Origin of the sequence: cyanobacterium endosymbiont of Rhopalodia gibberula (assembly GCF_003574135.1) — a bacterium.
Taxonomy (GTDB): domain Bacteria; phylum Cyanobacteriota; class Cyanobacteriia; order Cyanobacteriales; family Microcystaceae; genus Rippkaea.
In genome coordinates, this window is record NZ_AP018341.1 from 2,567,940 (window position 1) to 2,583,401 (window position 15,462).

Genomic DNA, 15,462 nt, shown 5'->3' on the forward strand with positions numbered 1-15,462 from the left:
GTCAGCCTCTACTTTGCCTTCATGAAAATGGATAATTAATCCATGAGTTATTCAAGTTATTGGGCAAAAACGACTTTAGGTTGACTCCAACGGCCCACCGTATTGCCTATTACGGACAACTCCTTCATCAAACGGTCAAATATTTCTGGGGTTAAAGATTGGGGACCATCAGATAAAGCCTTAGCCGGGTTAGGATGAACTTCAATCATCAAAGAATCCGTCCCTGCCGCAATCGCCGCGGCCGCCATAGACGGCACATAGTCTGATTTTCCAGTTCCATGACTCGGATCAATCATTATCGGTAAATGGGTTAAAGACCGTAACACCGGAATAGATGATAAATCTAAAGTATTACGGGTATATTTCTGATCAAAAGTACGAATTCCTCGTTCACAGAGAATAATATTACTATTTCCTGCTGCTAAGACATACTCGGCTGCCATTAACCAATCATCGATGGTAGCTGCCATTCCCCGCTTCAATAACACAGGTTTATTCTGAGAGCCAACTTTTTTTAGGAGAGCGAAGTTCTGCATATTTCTAGCTCCAACTTGCACAACATCAGCGACTTCGGCTACCTTATCCACATCGGCAGTATCCATGACTTCAGTAATAATTCCGAGTCCACTAGCTTCTCGCGCGGCTGCCAATAATTCTAGGGCACTTTCTCCATGACCTTGAAAGGCATAAGGAGAAGTACGAGGTTTATAAGCTCCTCCTCGCAAAAACTTCGCTCCTGCGCTCTTAACTTGCATGGCAGTTCCGATGATCATTTCCTCATTTTCCACAGAACATGGACCAGCAACCACCACTACAGGATGATTTTTACCAAAGGCTACTACTTCATTAGGAGTACTAACCAACACTTCACTATGATGTCCATGGCGAAATTCGAGACTCGCCCGTTTGAAAGGTTTACCGACTCGTAACACCTGTTGAATCCAAAGACTTAATTCTTCAATGCGAGAAAGTTCAAGAGTAGCTGTTTCTCCAACCAAGCCAATCACAACTTGTTGAGCACCTGTAATTTTTTCAGGAGTCAAGTTTATCTGTTTGACTTCTTCAATAATGCGTTCAATTTCAGCTTCTGGAGAACCTGATTTCATAATAATAATCATTGTTTTATTCCTCTGAATGTCAGTAAATATTTCCTTTTTGGTGCTTTAATCAATGTTAGTTTAGTAAATTTATCGCATCACACAAAGTATATTTATGCTCTCATGCTAAAGGCAAAAGGAGCCTAATCACTTCGGTGATAACTATGACACTATAGAATGTGTCACAATCCGTCAAGGTTTTGCCATCGTCGAACGATAACTACCTCATTTAGCATCAATTTAAATACAACTATATTTCTCACGCTAAGCATTGACAGTGCCGTTAAAATTAGTTGTCAACTCTTGCCATCTCCACTAACTATCCACTTTCTATGGTTTATTTTAAGAAGTAGATAAAGATGCCGTAGCTTAATTCCAAGACCCTTAACCCAAAGAAACCTAAACTCACTGCACTAACGACTGCGGTGAGAATATCGAGCCGGTTATGGCTGACAAGCCAATCAAAAATTAAAAATGAGGAAAATCATAAAGCTGTAGAAATTTTAGAAAAAAGCCGTTCGTTACATCATTCGTCGACTGAATCAAGAATTGCCTTGAAGCTGGCATCTTTTGGATTTCATGGAGAGTTAGTGGAATATCTGGGAAAAGAAGTTCGACTCAAAGTTAAGGTAGTTTCAAAAAGTTTCTTCTGTTTTTTGACGAGATTCAAAGGGTAAAGAATTTTAGGAAAATTTAGAAGCCATAGGTCTTTTTGAGATTTAATAAAGTCGTTCGACGAGAAGTCATGAGGTATGTCCTTAAAACAGTTTAAGGACATACCTCATTGTCCTTTAGTCTTCTAGAAGATGCTTGATAAGTCATAAAGAGAGCTTAATCTAGCGACGAATTCCTAAGCTTTTAATTAGAGCTTGATAACGGTTTGTATCTTTGCTGTTGATGTAGGCAAGCAACCGTCTACGACGACCAATCATTTTTAGTAGTCCTCGACGGGAAGCATGATCCTTAGGATTTTTTTGTAGATGTCCGGTTAATTGACTAATTCGCTTCGTTAGTAAAGCAACTTGTAAATCAGGAGAACCTGTATCAGTCTCATGGACCTGGTAGGAGCTCATCAGCTCCTGTTTTTCACTAGCTGTTAAACTCATCGCACAGAAATATTTATGAAGGTTGTATTTGCAGTCTATTATAATACCATTTATTTCCTGAATTCCGTAAATTTACAACGACTGAGATCGTGGAAAAGACTTAGATATCTTTAACAATTACTATAAATAACTAGGACGGGAATGGGATAAAACTGAATGAAGATTAACGATTTTACCAATGAGAGCGATTGCTGGAGCTCCGATTTTTGTTCGTTGAATCTGCTCGATAATGGTTCCTAATGTCCCGATTAATTCTGTTTGTTCTGGTTGAGTCCCCCAACGGATCAAGGCAATTGGCGTGTCAGAACCTAAGCCTCCTGCTTGTAATCGCGCTACAATCTGGGGCAAATTATGGATGCCCATATAGATTACGATTGTGTCTGAACCTTGAGCAATAGCGGACCAATTCACTTGAGGGCGATACTTTCCAACCGCTTCATGTCCAGTAACAAAGGTGACTGAAGAACTATACTCCCGATGAGTCACAGGAATTCCCCCATAAGCCGGTGCAGCGACCCCTGCGGTGATCCCTGGGACTACCTCAACAGGAACCCCACCTTGAATTAAATCTTCCATTTCTTCCCCTCCCCGACCAAAAATAAAAGGATCGCCCCCTTTTAGTCTCACTACAACTGCATGAGTATAGGCTTTTTCAATTAATAGACGGGTCGTTTCTTCTTGTAATTTTGAGTGACGACCCCGCCGTTTTCCCGCATGGATTTTCTCAGCGTGATCGCTAATCATAGCCAGGATCGGAGGACTGACCAGTGCATCATAAACAACAACATCAGCTTGTTCAAGGAGGGCTTTTCCTTTAAGGGTTATTAGTCCGGGATCACCAGGACCCGCTCCTACTAAGTACACTTTTCCTAAACAAGGTTGGCGAGGGCTGTTAGTCATTCTTTTAAATTATTGTGTATTTAAACAAAATATTCGGAAAATTAACCTAGATTTGCCTGGATTATCTCTATAATTAATCTAGCTAATTCAGGGGTAGCTCCCAAAGGACTTCCCATCTTAAGTTTGATCTGAGGTACAGTTAACTGTAATTGTTTAACCTGTTGGGCAATGGCTGTGGTGATTCTTCCTGCAAAAAGAAAATAAGGTACGATAGTGATACTCTTCTTTCCTTCCCTAACTAGAATGTTAACCGGGTTAATTAAACTCGGCGAGATAGACCAATAGGCTGGCAGTGCTTGTAAATGATGAGCGATAGACTCAATAGGTTGATTACCTCCTCCATAGCGACTTCCATGAGCTATCAGAATTTTCCCAACGGTGGCAGCTTCCTCGAATTGACGGGATAAAAAGAAGGTCAACCTACAATGGCTACCGAGATAGGGCATCAGTTCTAAGTTCATGGTTTTCCCTAAATGCTGTCTGGCGATCGCCACTTCCTCAGGTATATCTTCCCTAACGTGGACCCCTGGCAATAAAAACAATGGGATAATCTTAAGATTTTGAATGCCTTGGATTTTAGCCTTCTCTCCCAATTGTTGAATCCTCTGACTTAAGGACACGGAAGTTAGTTCTAAAGAAGCAGTTTCGATAAGCGGGGAGGGGACAGATTGTAGTAGAGCCGTTGATCCTCTCACAGAGGTTTCGACTGTCCCATTTTTAGTCGAGAGAGACCGAGAAATCCTCATTAGTTGTCTTAGACTTAACTGTTGTTTAACAATATAAGCTAGTCGTTCTGCAGCAATCTGAGGACGAAGAGCTCGGCTACCGTGAATAACGAGAAGGTAAGCTGAGGTCATTATCGATTTATATAAACTAAGAAACTTCCCGTAATTATCTTGAACGATCGCAGCAGTTAATCTTTTAATTAAAATCAACAGTTTGTAAATAAATCTTAATTATTAAGCGTAACTAAAAATTTATAGAAATGGCTTGAACTGGACAGGCAGGGAGACATTGTTCACAAACGACACAGCGTGATCGTTTAAAAGTTAAATGGAATGTCTGAGGCTCGAGAGTTAAAGCTTGGGTAGGACAGACCCCAGTACACAATCCGCAGTCTACACAACTGTCTTCATCAATAATAATTTCCCTACTGGCTAAAGAAACTCCGATTTCTTGTGCTTTCATCCACTCGAGCGCTGCTTCAATCGCATCAATATCCCCTAACAATTCTAAAACTAATTTTCCTACTTGATTAGGGGCAACTTGAGCGCGAATAATGTTAGCCGCAATGTTAAAATCTTTAGCGAGACGGTAAGTCACTGGCATCTGGACTGTTCGCCGGGGAAATGTCAGGGTCACTCGTTTTTTCATTATATATTTGGATACTTTTATAGATTTACTTAATTTATAATCTTATTTTCTCTAGTATAGATAGCCTTTAATTAAGTTTTTGGGCTATCCGGGTCTGTCTTGAATTCATATTTATTCGCGTAATCTCATCATAGCTCGTTATCTTATTCTACCCTCGTAGAATAAGATAACAAGCTATTTAGAAAAAAAAGAATCATTCATCAGTTAGGTTATCTAGGAAAACTATGTTTGAAATAAATAATGTCGGTCGAGTTAAAAATTTCTTAATTGCTTTTGTTGGGATTGCTCTTGGTACAGCTATTTTTTTCGGATTTCAAACTCAAACCAATTCTGTGTCTTTAGAAACGCAAGCTGAACAGTCTATTCCTCTAACAGTAGCTTATAACAATGGAAAGCCTACACTGACCGAGTTTTATGCTAACTGGTGTGCCAGTTGTCAAGCTATGGCGCCAGATTTAGCAGAAATTAAACAAAAATACGCTGATTCTGTCAATTTTGTTATGCTTAATGTAGATAATAACAAATGGTTACCTGAAATTCTACGCTATCGGGTTAATGGAATTCCCCATTTTGTTTTCCTCAATGGTAAAGGAGAAGCGATTGCTCAAACCGTTGGAGAACAACCGTTATCAGTGATGAAAGATAATTTAGACGCTCTTCTTGCTCACCAGAGCTTACCCTATGCCGCCTCTACCGGTCGAACATCAATATTCAATGCTCCTGTTAATACCCGCTCATCAAGTCAAAGTGATTCCCGTAATCATGGAGCACAGGTCAACCAAGAAGTCGTAAACCAAGAATTTAACAGTCGAATATGACAATTGTTATTGAATATACTATGACGGAAAATTATTATCTTTTGTAGGCAACAGGAAGACGGACGGCTATCAAAAATTTATTACCGGTGATGATGACTGTATGTGACTACAATGATATCATTCTTAAATTTTTGGACACTGAAGCAGTAGTAACAGCAATTGACGATCAACCACTATTTAAGCTCTTGTTGAAACCTCAAAGTTATCCTTTTCCCTGATGAAGTTAAAGAAAAACAAGTAACATCAGAGACACAAGTAAATAGTTAACGAAGAATGGATTTGATCGATAGAATCACAAATATAAAAAGATTAATTTAAAAATTGCTTAAAAAATAATTTAAAAAGATATTTCTAAAAATTTTAAAAAATTGACAATAGTATATCTATTTTGATAATTATATATTGCCAAAAGTTAGCCTAACCTGCCACAAGTATAGAATTAGTTTAGAAACAAAACTTGTAATGTGAACTTTAGCCTTCAAAAAAGGATAATACCAATTCAGGCATAAGTATAATCGTGTTTTATTTAAATTTATCCAAGAATTTAAGAAATTTTTTAGTTGATTCTCTATCCACATCTTTTTTTTCTAAAAGAGAAGAATATTTATTAGGCAAATCGATAAGTTAAATTAAGTAAAATGATAGATTGGACTTAACTTAGTTGACTACATACTTAACAACATTGTTGTTTTAACTTAGGTTAAAAAAAAATTAAAAATTAATACCTTACAAAAATATTCTAATAATTCTGGCTCTTCTAGCCTAGCTGTGACAAAATAACAATCAATAAAAACTAAAAGTTTTGCCTTGCCAGGTTCTGAGTATTTTAAGAACTTAACTTTTATAAAAATTAAGTTCTTGTTCTTATAGAATAAATTTACAATAAGTTCTTTAGAAGTTGTTAACCGCCATCTTATAAAACTAAATCTAAAAGGGACATAATTATAACAAAGCAATGTATTTTGACTTTGGACTTTGATCTAAATAACAATAATTCCCTTTAGGTATAGTTCGGGTTTTCTGCACAAACTTGATAATTATAACCTCGCAACATCTAAAGCAATAAGCCTTTATTTTAAAAAGTAGTTTGCTCAGTAACTTAAAAAAGAATAAAAGTCAATAAAGTCAATATGGAAACTGGAGTTGGCATACAAATTTTTTAATACATATATTAATCCATCTTAGGTTCAACCAAAATCTAGAAAAAACATTAAAGATCTCGAGATTTTCTGTTACTTTTTCTAGACTCAAGGGACAGTAATGCATAGAAATTACTGTTATTTCACTCCTTCTCAAACTCCTTAAATAAGTAGCAGCATCTAATGATGGGGAAAAGTAACCGAACGCAATCACTAAGGTCAAGATGTTTTCAGCGAGGAAAAGACAGCAAAAATAAAAGACTACAGGGTATTATGGTGTTTTTATCCTTAAGTGTTCTCTGTGGACAATCAATTTTATCAACTGTACCAGCACTCGCTGCATCACCTCGTGACCCCGATGAAACCATAAGCTGTGATTTACTGATTATTGGAGGAGGACTCGCAGGGGCAGCCACCGCTTATGAATCCTTATTAGGAGGACGGACAGTATGTTTGACGGATATTTCCGACTGGGTAGGAGGACAGATATCATCTCAGGGAAACTCCGCCCTCGATGAAGGCAAAAAACAGCGCTCATTACAGCTTTTTCCTAGGGGATATCAACAGCTACGAAACACGATCACTAGTGGTTACGGAACTCTCAACCCTGGAGACTGTTGGGTAAGTGAAAGCTGTTTTCTCCCCAAGGATGGACATAACATAGTGTACCGACAGTTAAAAGAAGCTGAACGCCGAGGGAGAGGACACCTCAGATGGTTCCCCGCAACGGTTATTAAAGACTTAGCATTGAGTAAAGATGGAAAACAGATTCAAGAAGCGGTCGCTATTCAACACAACAATGCGGTCGGAACTCCTCCCCTCAACCATGAACCCCTATCTGCTATTATAGACGACGCTTATAGCTATCAAAATTCCCAACGGTTAACTAAAAAGATTGTTCGTTTTATCCCTAAATCTCAGAATCTATCTCAAAAAGCTAATTGGTTTGTCATCGAAGCCACAGAAACAGGAGAAATTGTTGCCTTAGCAGACGTTCCCTATCGGGTTGGGTTAGATCCTCGTTCCCATCTCAACCCTTCAGCTCCTAACGAGAAAGGTGATCCCTATTGCACACAAGGGTTTACTTATACCTTTGCTATGGAACATACTAAGGAACCCCAACCTCAATATAAACCAAACTTTTATGAGCAGTATGCTCCCTATTATGGTTACGATTCCAATCGAAAATTAGCTTACTTCGATTTAATCTTCACCTATCGACGCATTTGGAGCCCTGAAAAAGGAAAACCCATTCGCGCTGGACGGATGACTGTTAACCGTCCTACTCCAGGAGATATATCCATGCAAAATTGGTTATGGGGTAATGATTATCGCCCTGGGACTCGTCACGATAACTTAGTTTATACTCGTAATCAATTACAAGACAGTGGACAACTACAACCTGGGGAATGGAAAGGGGGGTTACGCCAAGAAACTTTGAGAAAAGGGGAAGAATTAGCCAAAGGTTTTTACTACTGGTTGGTAGCAGGAACTACTGACTCACGCCTCGGATATGGAGTCAAAAAACCACATCCTAACCATCGATTTTTAAAAGGGTTAGATTCCCCTATGGGAACTGTCCATGGGTTGTCTAAATACCCTTATATTCGGGAAGGAAGACGCATTATCGGGCGACCTTCTGTTGATCACAAAGAGGGATTTAGTATTAACGAAATTGATATTTCTACAAAAGATTATTGGCAAGATTTTTACCGAACTAATTTACCTCGTCCCATGTATAAAAATGTTAGGGACACCATTGCCAAGCTAGAATCAAAAATAGCAAATATTAGTATTATTCCTTCCTATTCAGTTACTCAGCGTACTCATGCCACTGTTTATGACGATTCAGTAGGAATTGTTAACTATATGATTGATTTTCATCCTTGTATGGCATTTTATCCCCCCGAAAGACCTAGTAACCGCGAGCGCCAAGATGTACGCATTGCCCACGGAGGATCTCATCCCGCTCAAATCCCCCTAAGATCCATGATTCCTCAAAGAATAGATAATTTGATTGTGGCTGGAAAAAGTATTGCTACGAGCCATATTGCGGCAGCAGCTTATCGGGTACATGGGTTTGAATGGTCTGTAGGAGCAGCTGCTGGAAATTTGGCAGATTTGGCTTTAGAACGCAATACTTTACCTTATGAGTTTGTAGACAATTTACCTAATCATGAACCTTTATTACAGGAATTGCGCCAAAGACTTGAAATGAAAGGAAATCCTACTACTTTTCCTCAGACTTTGTTATCTGATGCTCATCAAAATAGATAGTTAGCTTCTTAGTCTTTTGGTTGGCAATGCCAACCAAAAGACTAAAATTAAATTTTTTAAAATTAAATTAATTGTTAGGACTTTTTACTACAATGTTGATGTTTTAAGTTTTTTGAGTTTAATTGAAAGATACTGAAAAATAGAGTGGCAATATTACTATGCTGTCGTGTTGTTTTTTGTTGGAAAAAGTTTATCCTACCACTAACTTGCTATTATTCAGTAGGAGATGATAAAAAATCTAATTATTCTCTCAGATGGAAGATAATTATCAGAAAATAGAGTAATTCAGATTAAAAGAGAACAGACTTTCTATAATTGAAGTATAATATTTGGGGCTAAATATATTAGGATTAATTTCCTAATAACTCGTGAAAAAGCAATATTTCCATGTACTTATTCCTGAACTCGTAGCCTTCTTTAATATATACAATCGAGTCTAAACAATAATTTAATTGTCTTTTTTTAAGTGATTTTTACTTTCTCAGAATAATAAAAACTAGCCTGCTCTTGAGCCGAGACATCTACTTTAGGAACGATTACGGACTTGAGAATAGTTAAATAACCCAAGACAACTCGTACAAAAAGCATCGAAGCGGATATATCCTCAATAGGAAGAGCCTAGTCAATGGGACTATCTTGCTTAGTATCGAATTCACATAGTCGTTCTGAGTATCTAGGCTACTCGTCTCCATTCATCCCATGAATACCTCTCTTGGAGCAGATTGGGCATATTCTATTGCTCTTTATAAGCTAGCTATTTTTGAGTTGGGTGATGGTTTTTTCAACTTAATATGGTGACAAGGGATGTTTGTGCTTCTTTTTCTTTATAGCTTGTTAAAACGTTGCTAGCTTCTAGGATGACTGTAGTGTCACTGGAAAAACTAGTATAGATTCTGGTTTTTGATCTTTCGGAGGAGTGACTGCAGCCTACATCGCGATTATCTAGTTTACCGAGTCTAGCTGCTATGCTATTTAGCACTGGGTTTTCTAGGACCTGAATTATTTGCCAATATAGATATTGACAAATTCACCGTCTCAAACTTACTCAAGATGTTTAAGGTTCACTCATTCTTATCTAAGTTACTTTTTTTTCGCCCGCTTCGTTGTAGAGGGAACCATGTGGTATTGCAACGCCACCACCTCAATTGAATTTTTTGGACTTACCCGTCATCAATGAGATGAGGGTTGCTTCTCAAGAAGAAGGAGATAGTCTAGAAGAAGCTTAATCAAAAATCCCTAAAAAACTGGCGTTTTATGATTACGTTAGAAACAGTTTTACTAAAGGCGGTTTATTCGGTACTGGGGCTATGAATAGTGGAAAATGAAATTGCTCAAGCTTGGCTCTTATACTCCGTATTCACAGACAAAGAAGGTCGGGAAGTGAACGTTTGTCGGATACCTAACTTCTTTAAAATCTTTCCAATTGTTTTTTCTTACTAACGTGGAAGGAATTGTCTGTGTTGACATTCCCTTCCGCTGTGCAGAATCGGAGTTAAGTATTCAACAAACTGACTAAATGACTACTTTCTACAGATGTAGAGTTAGAAAGCTTCATTAACCTTGCTTAACTTAAGTGAAATAACTTGCCTGCAAAGCTCTCAGTTCCGATATTTTTTTAAGCCATCGGGTTGATTTTCCTCTGCCCATGCAGTATTTGCACTTCCATCCTTCTTTAGTCACATTTGGTATGGTTCTTGTAACTTTGTACTAAAACGTTGTTTTTGCGGGAATCGATCCTGATCTCGAAAAATAAGTGGGATAGGAGTTATTTTCTAAAGTGAGTGACTCGAGTATAAGAACTATAAAATAAAGTACTGAAGATTTTATCTTAAGAAGTAAACTTTAATAATCACTAAACTTTTAAAAGTTGAGGTCAAGAGAAATATATTTCTCTTGACCTCAACTTTTTTGATACACTGGGAACGCAAGCAATTTTAGGAAATCAATCAAATGGAAAGCGCTGCTTATTATGGTTCTTGCTATGGCTTTAGCTATATTGTTTTTCACTATCGCCTTTCGGGAACCCCATCACATTGAAAAATAAATTTCGATTATCTATTCTATTAGAATCAACTGCTGTTAATATACCCCTGAGTCCCTGTTTTCTTTTTTCCCTTCTACAGAAGACATATAAATAGATCAGCATAGCTCGTTCTGCTCGAATTGTTCATTTGTTACTGTACTGTTGGCTAGCTTATTGTTAATTCAATATCCGTTATTACGGACAGTTCCATGCAATGTCCTTACTGTCAACATATCAATAGTCGTGTTTTAGAATCTCGCTCCTCTGAAGGGGGACAAAGTATTCGTCGTCGTCGTGAGTGTTTGAGTTGCAAACATCGTTTTACAACTTACGAACGAGTAGAATTCGTCCCCATCATTGTTATTAAACACGACGGGAAAAAAGAGTCCTTTGATCATTCTAAATTGTTGCGAGGGATGGTGCGGGCTTGTGAGAAGACAGGAATCTCCCATCAGAGACTAGAGTCAATTGTTGACGAGATTGAGGCTCAATTGCAGCAGCGTCCCCGACGGGAAGTAACTAGCCAAGAAGTTGGCCAATTAGTGTTGGATTATCTTCGTCAAGAAAATGAAGTAGCATATATTCGCTTTGCATCTGTTTATGGTCGCTTTCAAGGCATTAAAGATTTTGTGGCTACTCTAAAACAATTTCGGGAACAAAAAACCCAGTCAGAAACCCTTTGGGCAGAAAATAATCATAACACTTCCGATCAAGAAACCTCCTCATCTTCCATTATGACTCCCTCTTAGAAGCCGGTTAAATAAAAACAATGCTAAGATTGGAAATGTACCGTAGGAAGTGCGGGAACTTACGCTCATGGGAGGTGCTCATTCAGGGGCGGCTAGATAAAAAATAGTACGTCGAGCATGACATCACTTTGTTAAATGGTGAGTTATATCAAACCATCACGAGGTGAGCCTGAGAAGCTTCAGACACAGCGTCCGTATTGCGGAGCGGCTGTGCTAACTCTGGAGCACTTCAGAATCAGGAGTCTATTTCTGTAAACATTGATGGATTAGACCGACTCCATCGTCTAATCGTTCTCAAGGCATAAGTCTAAGAAGTCCGTATTGGCAGAAAGGTGTCCCGTCGGAGCCATTTTTTCCCCACTCAATCCATAAGGTATAGTGGTGATCTGGTCAGTGTAGACTTTCGTGACTCTTTGAAAATTATGATGAAAGCAATCCCTAATGGCTCAATATTCGGGGTTAAGGGTGTTATAGTTCATCCTGTTCGGGTAAAACCGACAAAACAAAAGCATCTCATATTCGATGATGTTTTTATTAACTATAAATCCCTAAAAGTTAGAAACTGTACACTAAAACAAAAACTAACATTTATTGGAGATCAGGTATAGGATAACCTAAGGTACATGGTAACTCAGAAAACAACAGCTACTCAAGATATTGGCTTCACCCACGAGGATTTTGCGGCACTTCTCGATAAGTACGACTACCATTTTAATCCCGGGGACATTGTTCCTGGGACAGTTTTCAGTATGGAACCGAGAGGCGCGCTTATCGATATTGGTGCGAAAACTGCTGCTTACATCCCCATTCAAGAAATGTCGATCAACCGAGTTGACGATCCTGAAGACGTTCTTCAATCGAATGAAACACGGGAATTTTTCATCCTGACCGATGAAAATGAAGATGGACAATTAACTCTTTCTATACGTCGGATTGAGTATATGCGAGCCTGGGAAAGGGTTCGTCAACTACAAGCCGAAGATGCTACCGTGCGCTCTAATGTTTTTGCTACAAACCGAGGGGGCGCGTTAGTACGCATTGAGGGATTACGAGGATTTATCCCAGGCTCTCACATCAGTACCCGCGAAGCTAAGGAAGATTTGGTTGGTGAAGACCTGCCATTAAAGTTTTTAGAAGTCGATGAAGAACGCAACCGTCTGGTATTGAGCCATCGTCGTGCGCTGGTTGAGCGTAAGATGAACGGTTTAGAAGTGGGTCAAGTAGTAGTTGGCTCAGTTCGTGGAATCAAACCCTATGGAGCATTTATCGACATTGGGGGAGTCAGTGGGCTGCTGCACATTTCTGAAATTTCTCATGATCATATCGATACCCCCCACAGCGTCTTTGGGGTCAATGATTCACTCAAAGTCATGATCATTGACTTAGATGCAGAAAGGGGTCGAATTTCTTTATCGACCAAACAACTTGAGCCCGAACCTGGTGATATGCTGAAAGACCGGGATTTAGTTTTTGAAAAAGCAGAAGAAATGGCTGAGAAATATCGCCAAAAACTCATAGCTGAAGCGGAGGGAAAAATACAACCTGAGGCTCAAGAGGAGAATTTGGATATTCCGTCAGCTTCAGAATCAGAAGAGGAATTAACCCCTACTGCAAGTGAGCAGTAATTAGAATTATAATTTAGCTCAAAACAACGGTGAACGAGGGGTAATCCCCTCTTTTTTTGGTCAAAATCTTATATTTTAAATCCTAAAATATAAGATTTTGGGATTTTAAGTATGGAATTTTGGAAAAAAGAACGCTCAAACAGAAAAGTGTTTCCACTAGGGACGTAAATTTGATGAGATTGAAACACACTATTGTTATTCTCAATTTTAGTTAACGACAAATCAGTATATTATTTTAGTCTGACAAAAAAGGGTTAAATTCAATTGGGAAGCACTACTTACTTGGCATTTATTGTTTGTGAGATAATAACCCCCTAATTCCCATCTTGATAAGAGATATAGAGAATAGTAACTAAAAATCAACTCAAAAAAGAAGCAATCAACATTTCGCTAAAAACTGCCGTTCCTAAAGATTGACGACTACCAGGACCTGCTCCTGAGCAACTACTAGAGGAAAAATTACTAATAAAGTTAAACAAGCTGTCATTAAAATCGGTCTTAATCGCGCTTTTGCTACTTCAACTGCTGCTTTGACAATAGATAATCCTTGATCGCGTAATCGGTTAGTAAATTCTACAATCAAGATTACATTTTTACTGGCTAATCCAATCAACATCACTAATCCAATTTAACAGTAAACATTATTAGAAAGTCTCCGTAACCCTTGAGCTATTAATGCTACCAATATTGCAAAATAAACGGATAAGATAATAATCAAAGTATCGATGTAATTTTTGTATAGTGCTGCTTATTTATATCCAACTATTTAGCCATTATTAAAATTTTCAAGGTAAACTTCTATCTGTATCCTTAGTTGTTCATCATCTCAATAACTAGTTAAGACTGTTTCATAAGAAAGAAACGGACTTGGTCCGTGAGTTTGGAAAAATGGGAGAAAAGGCGTTTACATTCGTCCCGTAACTTTGAAATAAGTAGTTTAAATTCATTACAACTTACTCCCCATGTTCTTTCTTTGGACAATTTGGCTGAATTTAACTTATTTAAAATCAACAATTAAACAAGATTGATGGCTAAATTTTTCAATAGAAACCTGTTGTTTGTTTAAGGGTACTCTATTTCTAATTAACCGTCCAAAAGGGTTATCTTAGCCATCTCTGTATGATGCTAAGACAATTCCATAAAAAACTGCGTAGAATAAAAGCTACTTTCATTAAAATCGTCAGGGTTAAATTCCATGGGCAACCAACTCTTCGAATCTAAAACTAGAGTTGAATATGATTGTGATTGGGTGCTGAGGGGAGATTGCGAGTTAGACGATAAGCTAAACACTTATAATGTCCCACCGTACGACAGGCAATTTCATCGAGTCGGAACAATACAAGTAAACGCATATTTACCGCCTGGACTTAGTCCCCATATCAGGGTTGTCAATATATAGGGTTTAATGCCATAAAAAAAGTAATCGTAGACATAGTTGCGAGTATTGTAAACTTTTCGGGGGAGATTAGTTTTTCGTTAAACCGTCCCAGCAGTAGCCCTTTTGATCATAATTGGTCTCCATGGGTAACTCGTCATCATCAATAAGATAGCTTCACCATAGTCTAGAAGAAGTTCTTGTATATTCTCACAGTTTTGGGCAGACATTTGACACTGAATACTTCCACTATCACTTTCCAGCCAAAAATACAACGAGTATGTTCCGTGAAGATATCAAACTTAAATACCGCCACCTGTTGCCCATTTTCCACTACTTCTGTGAACTAGACTCCGACCGCTTAGGACTGTCTGACTTTTTGGTGATGGGTTTCAGCAGGGAAAGCAATGCGTCATTCTAAACTAGTTAACTTAATGGGATCAAAGGAGCTGATTCCTCGATATAAGATATTTTTATCAGATAACCATTAGACATAGCGCAGTGATTTCCTGTTTACTCCTGAAAATAGATGGAATAAATAAAGCTTTGACTACGATAGAGAAGTTGGTAGTTGGAACCAGCGTTAGGATTATCATGAACATTAGAGTTTATATGATTAACGTAAGCCAAATATTAGGATATCTTCTCCTTTCTCTTGGTTCTGGTAAAATCCTAAATTCGTAAGGGTTTCAAAGGAAATCAAAAGCGTAAAAATGATATTCTCTTTAGTCCAATCAAACCAGTAAACAGTCTGTTCGAGAGTATCAATTACCCATAACTCCTCCTCTCTAATCGTTAAATTTTCTATACTAATTCCTGAAACATATAAACGGGTAATCCTCTTCTAGGTTTTCCGATTGAAAATTAAGATCTATCCGGTTTTTGAACAAAAATATGAACTGTCAATTCCCAAACTGCTATCCCATTGGCTAAATAATCTAATCGAGTAAACAATTTGGGGGTAAAGTTTTTTTTGCCA

General features: G+C 38.1%; 17 protein-coding genes and 2 pseudogenes. 10 read left to right on the forward strand and 9 right to left on the reverse strand.

What is annotated here, in order from left to right; translation table 11 throughout:
- Positions 1–56: 56 nt before the first annotated feature.
- Positions 57–1,118: a 3-deoxy-7-phosphoheptulonate synthase gene (gene aroF, locus RGRSB_RS08305; protein WP_119260641.1), complete on the reverse strand. Its 1,062-nt coding sequence runs from the start codon at positions 1,116–1,118 to the stop codon at positions 57–59.
- A 316-nt stretch (positions 1,119–1,434) separates the two neighbouring features.
- Positions 1,435–1,566, reverse strand: coding sequence for a photosystem II biosynthesis protein (locus tag RGRSB_RS10985; protein ID WP_338063349.1), 132 nt, complete (start codon positions 1,564–1,566; stop codon positions 1,435–1,437).
- On the opposite strand from RGRSB_RS10985, the gene RGRSB_RS10620 reads away from it, so the two are divergent.
- Positions 1,523–1,774, forward strand: a complete 252-nt coding sequence (locus RGRSB_RS10620; protein WP_232014503.1) for a hypothetical protein — start codon at positions 1,523–1,525, stop codon at positions 1,772–1,774. The genes RGRSB_RS10985 and RGRSB_RS10620 overlap by 44 nt on opposite strands.
- Before the next feature lie 159 nt (positions 1,775–1,933).
- On the opposite strand, the gene rpsO is transcribed toward RGRSB_RS10620, so the two are convergent.
- The 4 genes from rpsO to RGRSB_RS08330 form a co-directional block, all read right to left on the reverse strand.
- Positions 1,934–2,203 carry a 30S ribosomal protein S15 gene (gene rpsO, locus RGRSB_RS08315; protein ID WP_119260642.1) on the reverse strand — a complete coding sequence of 90 codons (270 nt, stop codon included), beginning with the start codon at positions 2,201–2,203 and terminating at the stop codon, positions 1,934–1,936.
- A gap of 120 nt (positions 2,204–2,323) precedes the next feature.
- A complete protein-coding gene (gene cobA, locus RGRSB_RS08320) occupies positions 2,324–3,103 on the reverse strand; it encodes a uroporphyrinogen-III C-methyltransferase (protein ID WP_119260643.1) in 780 nt (259 codons plus the stop codon).
- 41 nt (positions 3,104–3,144) lie between these two features.
- Entirely contained in the window at positions 3,145–3,960 is an 816-nt protein-coding gene (locus tag RGRSB_RS08325; protein ID WP_119260644.1) for a sirohydrochlorin chelatase, read from the reverse strand.
- Positions 3,961–4,072: 112 nt separating this feature from the next.
- Positions 4,073–4,477 (reverse strand): NIL domain-containing protein, encoded by a 405-nt coding sequence (locus tag RGRSB_RS08330; RefSeq protein WP_119260645.1) that lies wholly within the window; start codon positions 4,475–4,477, stop codon positions 4,073–4,075.
- Between the two features lie 224 nt (positions 4,478–4,701).
- Between RGRSB_RS08330 and RGRSB_RS08335 the strand changes: the two genes are divergently transcribed.
- From RGRSB_RS08335 to RGRSB_RS08340, 3 genes are all read left to right on the forward strand, one after another.
- On the forward strand, positions 4,702–5,295 hold the full coding sequence (locus RGRSB_RS08335) for a thioredoxin family protein (protein ID WP_119260646.1): 594 nt from the start codon (positions 4,702–4,704) through the stop codon (positions 5,293–5,295).
- Between the two features lie 89 nt (positions 5,296–5,384).
- The gene (locus RGRSB_RS10790) at positions 5,385–5,513 is read left to right on the forward strand and encodes a hypothetical protein (RefSeq protein WP_269460780.1); all 129 of its coding nucleotides are present in this window, start codon (positions 5,385–5,387) and stop codon (positions 5,511–5,513) included.
- Between the two features lie 1,194 nt (positions 5,514–6,707).
- On the forward strand, positions 6,708–8,711 hold the full coding sequence (locus RGRSB_RS08340; RefSeq protein WP_420822990.1) for an FAD-dependent oxidoreductase: 2,004 nt from the start codon (positions 6,708–6,710) through the stop codon (positions 8,709–8,711).
- A gap of 462 nt (positions 8,712–9,173) precedes the next feature.
- On the opposite strand, the gene RGRSB_RS10795 is transcribed toward RGRSB_RS08340, so the two are convergent.
- Positions 9,174–9,299: a hypothetical protein gene (locus RGRSB_RS10795; RefSeq protein WP_269460781.1), complete on the reverse strand. Its 126-nt coding sequence runs from the start codon at positions 9,297–9,299 to the stop codon at positions 9,174–9,176.
- 430 nt (positions 9,300–9,729) lie between these two features.
- On the opposite strand from RGRSB_RS10795, the gene RGRSB_RS11195 reads away from it, so the two are divergent.
- The 6 genes and pseudogenes from RGRSB_RS11195 (at position 9,730) to RGRSB_RS08365 (ending at position 13,108) form a co-directional block, all read left to right on the forward strand.
- Positions 9,730–9,888: a hypothetical protein gene (locus tag RGRSB_RS11195; protein WP_420822991.1), complete on the forward strand. Its 159-nt coding sequence runs from the start codon at positions 9,730–9,732 to the stop codon at positions 9,886–9,888.
- A 67-nt stretch (positions 9,889–9,955) separates the two neighbouring features.
- Positions 9,956–10,036 carry a hypothetical protein gene (locus tag RGRSB_RS11200; RefSeq protein ID WP_420823014.1) on the forward strand — a complete coding sequence of 27 codons (81 nt, stop codon included), beginning with the start codon at positions 9,956–9,958 and terminating at the stop codon, positions 10,034–10,036.
- A 625-nt stretch (positions 10,037–10,661) separates the two neighbouring features.
- Positions 10,662–10,755 (forward strand): annotated as a pseudogene (locus RGRSB_RS08350) (photosystem II reaction center protein T).
- Positions 10,756–10,943: 188 nt separating this feature from the next.
- The gene (gene nrdR, locus RGRSB_RS08355; protein WP_119260648.1) at positions 10,944–11,483 is read left to right on the forward strand and encodes a transcriptional regulator NrdR; all 540 of its coding nucleotides are present in this window, start codon (positions 10,944–10,946) and stop codon (positions 11,481–11,483) included.
- A gap of 332 nt (positions 11,484–11,815) precedes the next feature.
- On the forward strand, positions 11,816–12,091 hold the full coding sequence (locus RGRSB_RS08360; RefSeq protein ID WP_145961895.1) for a hypothetical protein: 276 nt from the start codon (positions 11,816–11,818) through the stop codon (positions 12,089–12,091).
- A gap of 15 nt (positions 12,092–12,106) precedes the next feature.
- Positions 12,107–13,108 (forward strand): 30S ribosomal protein S1, encoded by a 1,002-nt coding sequence (locus RGRSB_RS08365; protein WP_119260650.1) that lies wholly within the window; start codon positions 12,107–12,109, stop codon positions 13,106–13,108.
- A 362-nt stretch (positions 13,109–13,470) separates the two neighbouring features.
- On the opposite strand, the pseudogene RGRSB_RS08370 reads toward RGRSB_RS08365, so the two are convergent.
- Positions 13,471–13,856, reverse strand: a pseudogene (locus RGRSB_RS08370) (efflux RND transporter permease subunit); the annotation flags it as partial.
- A gap of 475 nt (positions 13,857–14,331) precedes the next feature.
- The gene (locus RGRSB_RS10800; RefSeq protein ID WP_269460782.1) at positions 14,332–14,460 is read right to left on the reverse strand and encodes a hypothetical protein; all 129 of its coding nucleotides are present in this window, start codon (positions 14,458–14,460) and stop codon (positions 14,332–14,334) included.
- Positions 14,461–15,462: the final 1,002 nt, after the last annotated feature.

Bases quoted from the DNA above. Each gene is read 5' to 3' on its own strand.
- RGRSB_RS10790 (WP_269460780.1), top strand. From the start codon at position 5,385: ATGATGACTGTATGTGACTACAATGATATCATTCTTAAATTTTTGGAC.
- RGRSB_RS08340 (WP_420822990.1), top strand. From the start codon at position 6,708: ATGGTGTTTTTATCCTTAAGTGTTCTCTGTGGACAATCAATTTTATCA.
- aroF (WP_119260641.1), bottom strand. From the start codon at position 1,118: ATGATTATTATTATGAAATCAGGTTCTCCAGAAGCTGAAATTGAACGC.
- RGRSB_RS08330 (WP_119260645.1), bottom strand. From the start codon at position 4,477: ATGAAAAAACGAGTGACCCTGACATTTCCCCGGCGAACAGTCCAGATG.
- RGRSB_RS10800 (WP_269460782.1), bottom strand. From the start codon at position 14,460: ATGCGTTTACTTGTATTGTTCCGACTCGATGAAATTGCCTGTCGTACG.
- RGRSB_RS10795 (WP_269460781.1), bottom strand. From the start codon at position 9,299: ATGCTTTTTGTACGAGTTGTCTTGGGTTATTTAACTATTCTCAAGTCC.
- nrdR (WP_119260648.1), top strand. From the start codon at position 10,944: ATGCAATGTCCTTACTGTCAACATATCAATAGTCGTGTTTTAGAATCT.
- cobA (WP_119260643.1), bottom strand. From the start codon at position 3,103: ATGACTAACAGCCCTCGCCAACCTTGTTTAGGAAAAGTGTACTTAGTA.
- RGRSB_RS08325 (WP_119260644.1), bottom strand. From the start codon at position 3,960: ATGACCTCAGCTTACCTTCTCGTTATTCACGGTAGCCGAGCTCTTCGT.
- RGRSB_RS08365 (WP_119260650.1), top strand. From the start codon at position 12,107: ATGGTAACTCAGAAAACAACAGCTACTCAAGATATTGGCTTCACCCAC.
- rpsO (WP_119260642.1), bottom strand. From the start codon at position 2,203: ATGAGTTTAACAGCTAGTGAAAAACAGGAGCTGATGAGCTCCTACCAG.
- RGRSB_RS08335 (WP_119260646.1), top strand. From the start codon at position 4,702: ATGTTTGAAATAAATAATGTCGGTCGAGTTAAAAATTTCTTAATTGCT.